The sequence below is a fragment of the Lentisphaera araneosa HTCC2155 genome, assembly GCF_000170755.1.
Taxonomy (GTDB): Bacteria; Verrucomicrobiota; Lentisphaeria; order Lentisphaerales; family Lentisphaeraceae; genus Lentisphaera; species Lentisphaera araneosa.
On sequence record NZ_ABCK01000022.1, the window covers coordinates 59,668 to 72,642 of the forward strand.

General features: G+C 41.8%; 10 protein-coding genes. 5 read left to right on the forward strand and 5 right to left on the reverse strand.

Annotation, left to right across the window (positions count from 1 at the left end; translation table 11 throughout):
• The first annotated feature begins 188 nt into the window (after positions 1-188).
• The 4 genes from LNTAR_RS18620 to LNTAR_RS18635 are packed head-to-tail and all read left to right on the forward strand — an operon-like array spanning position 189 to position 7,182.
• Positions 189-1,733: a sigma-54-dependent Fis family transcriptional regulator gene (locus LNTAR_RS18620; protein WP_007280303.1), complete on the forward strand. Its 1,545-nt coding sequence runs from the start codon at positions 189-191 to the stop codon at positions 1,731-1,733.
• A 3-nt stretch (positions 1,734-1,736) separates the two neighbouring features.
• Positions 1,737-4,049: a RecQ family ATP-dependent DNA helicase gene (locus LNTAR_RS18625; protein WP_007280304.1), complete on the forward strand. Its 2,313-nt coding sequence runs from the start codon at positions 1,737-1,739 to the stop codon at positions 4,047-4,049.
• Positions 4,050-4,107: 58 nt separating this feature from the next.
• Positions 4,108-4,941 (forward strand): CvfB family protein, encoded by an 834-nt coding sequence (locus LNTAR_RS18630; RefSeq protein WP_007280305.1) that lies wholly within the window; start codon positions 4,108-4,110, stop codon positions 4,939-4,941.
• Positions 4,942-7,182 carry an efflux RND transporter permease subunit gene (locus LNTAR_RS18635; protein WP_007280306.1) on the forward strand — a complete coding sequence of 747 codons (2,241 nt, stop codon included), beginning with the start codon at positions 4,942-4,944 and terminating at the stop codon, positions 7,180-7,182.
• On the opposite strand, the gene LNTAR_RS26065 is transcribed toward LNTAR_RS18635, so the two are convergent.
• The 5 genes from LNTAR_RS26065 to LNTAR_RS18660 all read right to left on the reverse strand — a co-directional run bounded on the left by LNTAR_RS26065 (position 7,179) and on the right by LNTAR_RS18660 (position 11,307).
• Entirely contained in the window at positions 7,179-7,823 is a 645-nt protein-coding gene (locus LNTAR_RS26065) for a prepilin-type N-terminal cleavage/methylation domain-containing protein (protein WP_007280307.1), read from the reverse strand. The two genes, LNTAR_RS18635 and LNTAR_RS26065, sit on opposite strands and share 4 nt — an antisense overlap.
• A gap of 135 nt (positions 7,824-7,958) precedes the next feature.
• Positions 7,959-8,447 carry a hypothetical protein gene (locus LNTAR_RS18645; RefSeq protein WP_007280308.1) on the reverse strand — a complete coding sequence of 163 codons (489 nt, stop codon included), beginning with the start codon at positions 8,445-8,447 and terminating at the stop codon, positions 7,959-7,961.
• A gap of 27 nt (positions 8,448-8,474) precedes the next feature.
• Positions 8,475-8,612, reverse strand: a complete 138-nt coding sequence (locus LNTAR_RS18650; protein ID WP_007280309.1) for a type II secretion system protein — start codon at positions 8,610-8,612, stop codon at positions 8,475-8,477.
• Positions 8,613-8,701: 89 nt separating this feature from the next.
• Positions 8,702-10,219 (reverse strand): sulfatase, encoded by a 1,518-nt coding sequence (locus LNTAR_RS18655; protein ID WP_007280310.1) that lies wholly within the window; start codon positions 10,217-10,219, stop codon positions 8,702-8,704.
• Positions 10,220-10,302: 83 nt separating this feature from the next.
• Positions 10,303-11,307 carry an FIG domain-containing protein gene (locus tag LNTAR_RS18660; RefSeq protein WP_007280311.1) on the reverse strand — a complete coding sequence of 335 codons (1,005 nt, stop codon included), beginning with the start codon at positions 11,305-11,307 and terminating at the stop codon, positions 10,303-10,305.
• 459 nt (positions 11,308-11,766) lie between these two features.
• Here LNTAR_RS18660 and LNTAR_RS18665 point away from each other — a divergent pair, with 459 nt between their 5' ends.
• Positions 11,767-12,975, forward strand: a complete 1,209-nt coding sequence (locus LNTAR_RS18665) for a DUF1552 domain-containing protein (protein WP_007280312.1) — start codon at positions 11,767-11,769, stop codon at positions 12,973-12,975.

Sequence of the window (12,975 nt, forward strand, 5' to 3'; positions counted from 1 at the left end):
ATGTTAATTCAGAAAATATTTCCTGCAACACTAAAAATACGATTTTTTGAGTAATTTATTTCGAAAGCGTAAAAATTACATTTTTTTCCGTTTTTCTGCTTAAGCTAGCGCTAGAAAAAATACGATGAGTGTATACTTTAAATAAATTTTATACAATTATCGTAAACTTTTTCTATTTGGGGGCCAAAATGGCGAGTTCTAAGTTTTCTAATGACCTTTTGATCATTTATAAGATATCTCAGTCTTTATTGAGACATAAGAATGTAAACACACTGCTTAATGAAGTTTTGGACATCTTAGAAACCGAGATGAATACTGAACGAGCGACTTTAACTTTATTTCACACGAATGAAAATGCGCTCATTATTGAGGCATCGAAAGGCCTAAGTGCGCAAGAGAAAGCCCGTGGTCGTTATGCTCTCGGTGAGGGTGTAACTGGTTTAGTAGGCTTGAATCGCCAAGCGATTGTGATCCCCAATATTGCCGAAGAAGAAAGTTTCCTCGATAGAACGCGTGCACGTAAGAAAAATGATATTGGCTTTGTGTGTGTACCGGTTATGCGCAACGATGAATTGATTGGTACAATCTCAGTCGACTTAGAAGCAACGCCTAATATTGACTGGGAACGTAAAAAACAACTTTTAGAAATTATCGCCAACTTATTAGCAGATGCGATTTTCCAAATCCGTGAAGGTATCGAAGAGAAAAACACTTTAAAAACTGAAAATAGCCGTTTACAGAAAGAACTCGGTAATCGCTACAACCCCAGTAACATGGTGGGTAACTCCCGCGTTATGCAAAAGGTTTTTGAGAATATCAACCTCATGGGCAATGCTCATGGCTCCATTTTGATTATGGGCGAGAGTGGTGTTGGCAAAGAATTAACTTCCCGTGCAATTCACTTTAGCGGTATTCGCAAAATGAGTACTTTCCTTTCCTTGAACTGCAGTGGTCTCCCTATCAACATGGTAGAAAAAGAACTTTTCGGCGTCGAACGCGATGGTCGCTTGATCAAAGCGGGTATGCTTGAGAAAGCTCACGGCGGCACTCTGTACATTGATGAACTCACTGATACGTCGATGGAAATCCAGCATCAGTTGGAAGATTATCTTCAGAACCAAACTTTTAAGAGAGTGGGTGGTACGGAAACTCTCAATTCAAATGTTCGTCTGATTGTAGGTACCTACAAAAATGTGGATGAAGCAATTGAGAATGAAGAGATTTCAGAGAGCTTTTACTACCGTTTAAGTGTGAATACTTTAGTTGTGCCGCCACTTCGCGACCGCAAATCTGATATTACTTTACTCGCGGATTACTTTCTCGACGAATTTAACCGTTCCTACGGTAAAAAAGTTGTACGTATCTCAACTCCAGCTATCAATATGGTTATGGCTTATCACTGGCCGGGTAACGTGCTCGAGTTGAAAAACTGTGTGGAACGCGCGGTTCTCAGTACAGATGACGATGTGATTCACGGTTATAACTTGCCCCCTTCGCTTCAGGCTGCAGGTCTCAATGAAGACGATCCTGATAATAATACTGTGACTGACTTACAAGCTTCTTTAGAAACTTATGAGAGAGAACTTTTGGTTGAAGCTCTTAAACGTCACCGAGGTAATGCCGCTGCGGCAGCACGGGCGCTCAATACGACACCACGTGTACTCAACTACAAATTTAATAAACTCAATATTAATCTCAAAGACTTCAAAAAGTCTTCGAGTAGCCGTTTCTAATCAATGAATGAATTACGTGAAGGGCTCAAGAAGTTCTTCTCCTTTGATACCTTTCTCGAGGGTCAAGATCAAGTTATTGAGCAAGTGTATAAGGGTGACGATATTTGTGTCGTTATGCCCACTGGTGCAGGGAAATCCCTGTGTTACCAACTTCCCGCTTTAGTTAGACCCGGTTATACGGTGGTGATTTCACCACTGATTGCTTTGATGAAAGACCAGGTTGATGCCCTCAAGAATAAGGGGATTGCCGCCGAGTACATCAATAGTACTCAGAGTCAAAGTATGCAAAATGCCATACTTATGCAGGCTCAGCAAGGAATGATTAAATTGCTCTACGTGGCTCCTGAACGCATGAGATCTCAGGCCTTCCGCGATTTACTTAAAGATTATCCCCCGGAAAGCTTAGTGGTGGATGAAGCTCACTGTATATCGCAATGGGGGCACGATTTCCGCCCAGATTACACGCGCTTGGGTGAATCAGCCGAGAAACTTGGAATTAAACAAATTTGTGCCTTTACGGCAACGGCAACTCCACGAGTCAGAGAAGATATCAAAAAACAACTGCACCGCCCCGCGATGGATGTGGTGGTCACAGGTTTTGCTCGGCCCAATTTGAGTCTAAGTATAGAAGATTGCTCCAAAAAGGATCAGAAACTCGAAAAAATTCGCGAACTCATGGAAGATCGCAAGCCAACAATCATTTATTGCGCGACTCGCAAAGCGGTGGAAGAAGTGATGGACGGCTTATCCGTGCGAGGTTATCATGGTGGAATGAGTGATAAAGATCGCAATGATGCACAAGATTACTTTTTGTATGACCCGAATCCCGTTTTAGCCGCGACTAATGCTTTTGGTATGGGCATTGACCGAGCCGACATTCGTCAGGTGATTCACTACAACTTTCCTGGCGCTCTAGAAGCCTATTATCAAGAAGTTGGGCGTGCAGGCCGAGATGGTGAACAATCTACTTGTGTTTTATTATTCTCTTTTGCGGATCGCTATACACATGAATTTTTGATTGACCTCAATAATCCCGATGAAGCGATTATAAAAAGCACTTGGGATACTCTGCGCAAGATGTGTCGAGATACAGGAGAAAATCACTTTGAGATGACTTTGAGTGAATTGGCGGAGTCGATTCCCAAAGCTAAGGGTGACCAACAACTTTCGGGTGTGATGAAAGAGTTGGAGAAAAGTAATTATATTCGTCGTGGCTTTCGACAAGAAAATACGGGAAAAATGGGTTTTGCTAAGAGTCGCGAAGAACTGCTCGCTGACTTTCCGACGGCCAAGACTCAGCGAGCGATTTTTATTCATCGCTTTTTAGATCGCTATGGTGAGTCTCTGATGAATGGGGCGATGATTGATATTTCCTATTATCAGATGTGTTCGATTACGGGTTTAAAGCCAGAGCAAGTCAAACGCGTGTTGAACGCACTTAAAGGCGAACAAATTCATTGGGAACCGCCGTTTTCTGGCAGAAGCTTTGAAGTTTTATCACAAGATGAATTAGAAATTGATTTTTCGGGTTTGAGAAAGAGGCGCGAATCAGAGATTGAACGCCTGGATGAAATGATCACTTATGTTCATACTCGTGATTGTCGTCAGGATTACCTTATTAAATACTTTGGTGCGGATGATTCAACTTGGCGCTGTGGAACCTGTGACCGTTGTCAGCCTGCGTCAGGCACAGGTGGGGAATATCGTCGTCTAACTGAAGTTGAGACGCGTCAGGCGCTGCGTTTGATGGAGGCAGTGGACAATTTTAGCGGTTATTTAGGTTTATCGAAAATTGCCATGCTAGTGACTGGCAGTCGCGATGCCTCGATTATTGGTAGTCGCTTGAAGGATTCTGATCATTATGGCTGTTTGGATATGTTGGATCAATCTCACGTACGAGAGCTCTTGCAAAGTTTGGAGGGTAAGGGCTTGGTGAAACGCACCAAAGATAAGTACCCCGTTTTAAAAGTGACCACCATGGGGCATGAATTCATCGAAAGACCGAAAGCGCTTGAAATCATGGTTCCAGGTAAAAAGAAACGCATCAAACGCGAACCTTCGCGGGCGACGGCAGCGATTCAACGCAAAAAGAAAGTTGAGGGCGGTGACCTGTACGAAGAAATGCGTCAATTGCGCAATCAGCTCGCTAAACGCGATGACGTGGAGCCCTGGTTAGTGCTGAGCAATGCCGCACTCAAAGCTTTGGAAGATGAAAAACCTGCTGATTTAGAAGCCTTTCGAAAAATTAAAGGCATTGGTGATTACCGAGCCGCACGTTACGGCAAAGACTTTTTAGAGCTTATTGCAGGGAAATGATTTTGTTAAGTCATGCGGTGCACTAGATTAGCCGACAAATTAAAAATAGTGAATAAATATGATTAGAATTGGTGATTACAATACTTTGCCAGTAGCTCGCTTTGTGGACTTTGGTGCCTACTTGGGAGATATAGAAACGGCAGGGGAAGTTTTACTTCCCAAACGTTACTTTCCAAAAGAGATAAACGTAGGCGATAAGCTCGAAGTCTTTGTGTACACGGATTCGGAAGATCGAATTATTGCCACGACTGAAAAGCCTTTGGCGCGCGTCGGTGAATGCGCTTTTTTAGAAGTGAAAGACGTCAATGATTTTGGTGCCTTTTTAGATTGGGGTTTGACGAAGGATCTCTTTGTTCCTTATGCGCATCAACCCTACAAATTTAACGTCGGTCAAAAAGCCTTTGTTTACTTAAAATATGACGATGTGAGTCAACGCGTGATTGCCACGGGCAAGGTACGTAATCAACTCAAAAATGATGTCAGTCACCTTGAAGTGGGCGATGCTTTTCGAGGTATAGTTTATGAAGAACACGAATTGGGTTGGCGCATGGTAGTGGATCACAAATACCACGCCATGATCTTTAACAGCGATTTCACTGACTATCCAGAAAAAGGCGATGAACTCAATGTTTTCATTAAAGGCATTCGCAATGATGGGAAATTGGATGTGACTTTATTTCCACCGCATTACGCCGTGCAAGATGATCTCGAAACTTTTATCTTGAACTACCTCAAAGAAAAGGGTGGTTCGATGGATCTCGATTCAAAATCTTCTGCAGAAAGTGTGAAAGAAGTTTTTGGCGTCAGTCGCAAAGTGTTTAAGAAAGCCTTAGGCGCGCTCTATAAAAAGAAAATGATTGATTTTGCCGACGGGACCACTCGTCTTCTATAAATGAAGCTTCGTCTAGCAGGAATACTCTTGGCTTGTGCGCTCGTCGCAGGTGCTTGGTTTTCTGTTCGGCAACTCAAGCTCGATACCTCAGTCAATGCTATTATGGGTACCGACCATCGCAGTCGTGGGACTTATGAAAAGATGGACGAAGCTTTTAAAGAGCGCACCGTTGTCTTGGCCATTTGTAAGATTGATCAGCTTTTTTCTGAAAAAGGGGCGCGGCAATTATTTGCGATAAGTGAGAAATTAAAAAGCTTGCCTGAACTCGAAGATATTCGTAGCTTAACTCATGCCGCGCGACCAGTGAAGCGTGGCAATCACTTTGACATACGCAAAAATATTCGTCTAGAAGTCTTTTTAAACTTAGAAGAAAAGACTCCCGAAGAATGGGCGGAACTTAAAGATTTTATTTGCCATTATCCGATGACTCGAGATCTCATGGTTTCGGCCGATGGTCAATACACCATGGTGTTAGCGCGCCTTAAAAATAGTGAGATAGGCTTAGAAGAAAAAATTCTTTTGTGGGAGAAAATCAGCGAAAGTATGAAGGAGTTCGAAGAGCAGGGCATCGAGGTTTCGGTCTTGAGTGAGCCTGTCCTAAGTGCAGAATTCTTCACACTGACCAAGACCTTTGTTGCACAGGTTTTACTTGCAGGCTTTATACTGATTTTAATTATTATTTGCGTGAGTTTTAAATCACTTAAAATTCTCATTTGGATGCTCGCTTTGGAATTGGGAGGCGTTTTCTTATGTCCACTTATTTTTGCTCTCAATCAGTATGATTTGAATGTCTATACCTGCATTCTGATCCCCCTGGTACTATCGCTACAATTGACTTTTTTAGTTCATTTCTTTGCGGTTTATCAACAGGCTGAACAGAACTCTAATAATCCTTGGGCGTATGCATTAAAGCGCGTTTTTCGACCTTCATGTATTGCCTTGCTCACGTCTTTTATCGCTTTCGGTAGTTTGATGTTTAGTGAAGTTCATATTTTACAGGTCTTAGGTCAATTAGGTGTGCAGTATTTGTTGGCGGTATTTGTTTTAAGTTTTGCTCCTTTTTACTTTTTATCCAAGAGTTCGAAGGACCTTGAGAAACATTCAGATTGGCAGGAAAAAGAAGATTATTCGCATGGTTTAGTTAGAGTGCTTAATCGTAGCAAAGCTGTATTTTATCTAGGTGCTAGCATTCTTTTTCTTAGTGCATTTATGAGCTTTTCAAAGCTCGAGACTGATATGCGCGCGCGCGAATTTTTAACTCCAGAAAGTGAAACGCGTCAATCATTGGAGTTAGTCAATGATCATTTTGGTGGGCTGAACATTTTTCAGCTCAAAGTTGTGACCAAAGAAAAGGGCGGCATTCAAAAGTATGAGAATGTTAAGTACTTACATGATTTAAGAAATCGTGCGATGGCAATGCCTGGGGTGAAAAATGCTTATACGTACTCGCAGTTCTATACGACGGTTCACCAGTTGTTTCTAGGAGATAGTTTATCCCATGGAAATGTATTTCCTCCAGAGGAATCACTATTCACCTACAACCTTATTCTCAATAGCCAGCGTTTTCCTTTTCGGGATGTTTTACAAAATGAAGATTTGACGGAGAGCCTCTTTATTTTGCGAACGGATGATGTGAGGTCGCATGAGTTTATCAAGATTGCCGAAGATTTTATTGAGCTCTCACAGGAAAATTTACCCGAAGGTTTAGAAATTGTGATTCCCAATGGCTTACAGTCCATCTTGAAATCGGATCAGCAGATTTTAGAAACACAAATAAATAGTCTTGGGCTGAGTTTATTCAGTATGTTTGTGCTTTTACTCGTCTTGTGGAGAAGTGGCAAGTATGCGCTCTACGCATTTTTAACGGCGGCGAGTGCCTTAGCGAGTTTGGTCTTGGTGATGTATTTAGCGGAGATCAATTTAAATTCTGTCACGGTGATGAGCGGAACGATCCTTTTGGGAATCGTAGTTGATGACGCAATTCATTTCTTGTCGTATTACCGCCATTCAATTGAGCAAGGACACTCCCATCAGTCTGCCTTGGCAAATTGTTTTCATAGCAAGCTCAAACCGATGATTTGTACCTCGCTCATTTTGAGTACGTGCTTCTTTCTGTTTTATTTCTCCCCTTATCCGCCGATGCGTGAGTTTGGCCTCAGTGGGGCTATAACGCTGCTTTGTGGTCTAGTGGCAAGCTGTCTGCTTCTTCCTGCTTTATTGAGTTTGAAACAGCGAGATTAAGGCATCCAAAAATCGGTTTCGAAGCCATTTTGAGAAAGTATTGCTGTACCCGATAAACTTGCGACATGGCCATCTAGGTAGGCGAGATTTGCGAAGTTGTTATGCCTCGCGACACTTCCAGTGCCAAGGTTATATAGTGTGTTAGCGGTCAAGTTACTCCATATCCACCGTTGTGTATCAGCGCTGTCCATGAGGAATAGGGTTGATGAAGCATGGTTACTTTGAATGGTGAAGAGGTCATCATGTGAGTTCCAAGGAGTGGCGGTGCCATCATCCGTGTAGCGACCAAAACGGAAATTTAAGGCGTAGTTACTTTCCCAGACCTTTGTGAATGGAGTTCCTTGAGGACAATGATAAGAGCTATTGCCATTTTGTGGATTAAACTGTAAATAGTTGAGGTTGGATAGAGTGACGGGCCATTGCGTATTGGCTAAGCCAGAATCGAGGTCAGCGGGAGCAAGATCGTTATTATCTTCGGCATAAATCAATGAGGCCATACTAATCTGTTTGAGATTGTTTTTACAGACAGTGGATTGAGCTTTTTTTCGGGCTTTTCCCAATACGGGTAGAAGTAAACTAGCCAAAATGCCGATAATGGCAATGACCACCAAGAGCTCGATGAGAGTGAATTTTTTATGCATGTGTGTTTCCCATTTTGATAATTCTATTGATGAAAACAGGAGAACACAAGAAAAGTGACAAAGAAAATTATCGGATGAAAAATTTAGTAATTTTTTTTAAAACTTTAATTTTTTCTATTGAGTTTGGAAGCGGAATTAAGGCGTCCAGAAATCACTTCGATAATTTGTTTCGGGAAGTAAAGTTGAGCCAGCCATTGATTCAACATGACCATCGAGATAGGAAATATTGAGTTTGTCTTTATGGCGCGCAATCTTTGAGTCAGAAGCGCGATTAAAAATATTGTCCGAATTTATTTCAGAGCTTTGGAGCATGCGGTTATTGTTGTAGCCATCGAGTAGTAAGACGGTATCTGTAGAGTGGTTACTTTCAAGACTTGAAAGGTAACTGTAGTTTAAAGAAGATGGTTCATATGATCCCGCTAATGTTCCTCGAGCAAGACGAAAATTGATGGCATAGTTATTGTGCGAGTTTTCTGAAACTGCAAGGCCGTTCGGGCAATGATAAATAGAGTTTTCATTGTTTAAATTAAATTCTATATATTCTTTTTCTGAGAGTGTTCTATGCCATTGTAAATCTGTATTTCGACTAAATTTATCTGCAGGTGCATAATTTTCGTTATCCATACTGTAACTGAGGATAGCTAAAGTAATTTATTTAATATTATTTTTACACGAAGCGGCTTGAGCCGTTTTTCGTGCTTGGCCTAATGCGGGGAGTAGCAAGCTAGCAAGGATGCCTATGATGGCCACCACAACGAGTAGCTCTATGAGAGAGAATTTTCTTTTCATGATCTGCACCTATTTACGTTAAGTAGTAAAACATGTGCAGATCCGTAGAGGTGACAAGAATATGTAAAAAATATTAAAAAAAATCTTTTTTAAAGAATGGGTTTAAGTTCCTTGCCGTTTTTGTCAGTGGGGAATAAGGCACCTTCTGCTTTGAGTTGAGCATTCATCGCCTTGATTAAAGCACCAGCTTTTTCAGGGTTCTTTTGGGCGAGATTATTGGTCTCGTAAGGATCGTCTTTTAAATGGTAGAGCTCAATTTCAGGCTGTCCACTCTTTGGATTGTAGTGATAAATGATTTTCCAATCTTGGTTTCTGTAAGTGGTGTAGTAGCTACTGCGATGTTGGTGAGGAAAGTGCATCAGGAAAGTTTTAGGGTGAGAGTTATCTTTTTGTCCGCTCATGAGTTTCTTTAGTGATTTGCCATCGACCACATGGCCTTGTGGCTTTGCGATATTCGCAAGTTCTAAAACTGTGGGATAGATATCCATAATAGTGGCCATTTGCGTTTGGATAGAGTTTTGCGCAATTGGCAAAGCTTTTTGGAATTTATTCTCAGGATTCACTTTTGCCCAAGCCGCAATAAATGGGATGCGCATGCCACCTTCATAGTGCGTGCCTTTTTTTCCTTTCAGTGGGGCCGCACAAACCGTGTCATGAGTTTTGCCCAGAGGCGCATCGGAGCCATTATCCCCGAGGAAAATAATCAGCGTATCTTCTGCAACGCCAAGTTGATCGAGTTTAGTCATGACATCGCCGAGGGACTTATCCATGCCTTCAACGAGTGTTGCAAAAGCTTGACCATTTTTTGACTTGCCGCTATTCGCATAATTCTTGGCGTAGCGCGGGTCAGAGTTAAAGGGGCCGTGGAGTGCGTAGTGTGATAGGTGGAGGAAAAAAGGTTTTTTTGCACTGACAGATTTCTCGATGAGGGGGAGCGTTTCCAAAGTGAGTGCTTCCGTTAAAAAAGTGCCCGAATCATAATATTTTTCTAAATGGGGTACGTTGTGTGTGACGGGTTTTTTACCCTTTTTATATTTGGGGTGATTGCCGAAGTGATCTTCGGAATAATAACTTTTTGGACGTCCCCAGCAAGCGCCGCCGACATTGTGTTGAAAGCCGATTTTGAGTGGGTCGTTTGCGGGAGCTTGTTTGTTACCGAAGTGAGCTTTACCAATATGAATTGTTGTGTAGCCAGCGTCGCCAAACACTTTCGGTAAGACGGGTGAGCCTGCTTCAATTCCAGTCCAGTTCCAGCCTTCTGGTCCAAATTGCCCTTTGTTATTGCCTGAGGGGTTAATCCAAGTCGTGGTGCGGTGGCGCGTAGCATTTTGACCACTGATGATAGATGCACGGCTCGGAGAGCAAACACTTTGTGCACAGAATTGGTTAAAGCGAATGCCTTGGCTCGCTAATTTTTCCATGGCAGGAGTTCGGAAATATTCGTTGAGTTCCTGAACTTGTGGAGTGCCGTCTTTATCAGTAATAAAGGGTACTGAGGTGTCCATCATACCCATGTCATCTACGAGGAAAATAATGATGTTGGGTTTGTCTACAGAATAAAGTAAACAGCTAAATAGGCTTAGCATTGAAATGAGCATTTTGCGCATCTTGGACTCCTTGAATAATTAATTATTATCTATACTAAGCAAAAATAGCCTAACTCAACACTGACTGAACAAAAACTCTTAAGTTATTTGATCCCATGCTTAGAGAGAATCTGATGGAAGAGGGGCGAGACTTCCTTGTGGATAGCCTGGTTAGCGTAGGCTATCCAGTTGACGGGGCAAGTTGTGGTCATTTTTGCATCGAGGGTGTCGCCCTTGATGTTGCTTACGATTATCCCGGCTTCTTCTGCAATGAGTAGGGCCGCCATATCGTAGGGGTGGCAGACATGGCCTTTTCTAAGGTGTTTCATGCTTTTATAGAGTGCTGGGCGAATGTCGGCAATGAAACGATCTTTGCCCATGAGCATTTCGTAAAGTTGTCCTCCAGTGGAGATGTATTGATCTTCGAAATTGAGAATCTCGCCATCTGCGGCGTCGGGGTAAAGGGTCTCGATGAGTTCTTCTTCGATTTGTGCGAGCTCAGTACGCCCTGGTGAAAAGAATCTTGCGATTTGCGCAAAACCACCACGTAAGTGATTTTCTTGTGAGGCTTGAGGAGAGAAAGTTTTCTTTTCGGAAGTTTCGAGGTGTTTGCGGTAGGCTTTGATTCCTTTGCCCCTAATGGCACTCAAGCTATCTGCGTAGATCATCTTACTCGTTGGAATTTCGACCATGACGGCCGTTTCGATATGAGAGAGTTTCGTATTTGGACCATTGTTTTTTGCGGCTCCCGCAAGGAAAAAAGCGGAACGTTTGTCGTACATGAGGCCTCGAGTCCCATCGATGGGGTCCATAATAATGCGCAGAGCGCAATCATCGTGGGTTTTATTTTGCGGGTAGGAGGAGACCTCATTTTCGCCAATACCTTCGGCAATTAAAACAATACCACCAAATTCCTGTGAGTGATTTTCTAATAGTTTTATGATGACTTCTTCGGCATAACGATCTATTTGGTAGATGGTATCGCTTTGGCTCACGGTATGAACTTGGCTTAAGTGCTGTGAGTTCTCGGAACATATTTTTTGATGAGTATGAAGTGCAATGGCTTCACCGATCTCGAGAAGGAATTCTTCAATTTTTGGCCAGTTCATAAAGTGATTAAGTAATTATTTTTTTTAAATAGTAGGTCAATATAGTGCTTTAGACTTATTTCCCAACTTTATGATTAAAATGCCAAATACTTTGTTTTTTTGCCCTTGTACTACACCCCACATTATATGTGGGGCTATTTAAAGTGACATCGCTCTGTGATGTAAGTTTTCATCGTTAACTGCTTAATTGATATTTTTTAAAGATTAAAAATTCCATAAAAAATCCCAATTCCAGTCATATTAGCCCTTAGGGCTTGTTATTGAGGGGAAGATAGGAAGAAAATCTTTTTAAGTTGTCAACTTAAATGTTTAGCATACGACGGAACTCATAAGTGCTAAACTTTAAGAAAAACCTTTTTTCCTGTCAACTTTTTGTTTTTAGTAGACATAAGATAGAAAAGGAAATGGCTTTAATACTTCTTACAAAGCAGTGTTTGAGCTTGATAATAGGATGAGAATATGATTGATAGACGAGATTTACTGAAACTTTCGGCTTTGGGTCTTGCTGCGCCCAGCCAAATGGTCGCCGCAACAAAAGGGCAAGCTCCACGTGTTAAATTAAAGAAAAATGTCGTTTTAGTCTGCTTGGATTTAGGCTTGTATGCGGGCAATCACCGAGAAGGTGGTGCGGCCTGTAAATACATGACGCAGTATTTTTCTGAGTTTAAAAAAGATATGACTTTTTTACAAGGGATCTCACAACCTGGGCTTGGTGGTGGACACGAAGTTGAAGAAGGGACTTTTACGGGCTTAGCTTACAAAGATCGCAGTCATTACCCCGAGAGGCAGTTCATTAGTTTGGATCAGAAACTCGCTATGGGATCGGTTCAAGAAACGAGAAATAAACTGCTTTATCACCAAGTGAATCGAGGAAAATTTGTTTCCTGGAATCAGTTCGCTCAACCGATGCCAGCTCACCAAGGTTTAAATGCTTTTCACGAACACATTTTCTCAAAAACTGACTTAGATAAAGAAAAAGCTTATATCAAACGCGAACGAGATATCTTAGAATCTCTCGCAAGGAATTTACGTCGCTATGGAAAAGGTCGTCCACAGGATATTGACCTAAAAGCTTCAGTGGCGTATCAAATTGAAGTGCTAAATGAAAAAGAAAAATGGCTTAAAGTTAAAAAGCCTTACCTCAAAAAAGCTTTTTCAGAGAGTGCTGAAAAATCACCTTTACCCAATTGTCATCACAATTACCGTTTAGTTTATGAAGCTTTAGAGAAGCAACAATCAAAAATTGCCGTCTTGCAATTTGGTGGTGGTTTGACTCGAAATCTCGATGGCATCACACATGGTTACCACACTTTGAGTCATCATGGTGGTTATTCAGAAAGAATCTATGAGCTGGAAATCATCGATGATAAAATCCTTGGTGGTTTACGCAAATTTATCAGAGACCTCAAACAAGGTGGCTTACTGGACGACACAATCGTCTTGTTTCACTGTGGTATGGCAGATGCGAGTCGCCACACAAATAAAAATGGTGCGGCCTTTTTGTTTGGCGGTGGCTTTAATCACAAAACCCATCTTCAATGTGCGGAAGGTAAAGACGTTAAAATTACTTCTTCACAGCTGTTCTCGAGTATTTTAAAGCAGAGTGGCTTTAGAGATTTGAATTTCAATGGCAATAATACTGTCATTCCACAACTGTTTGGAGCTTAA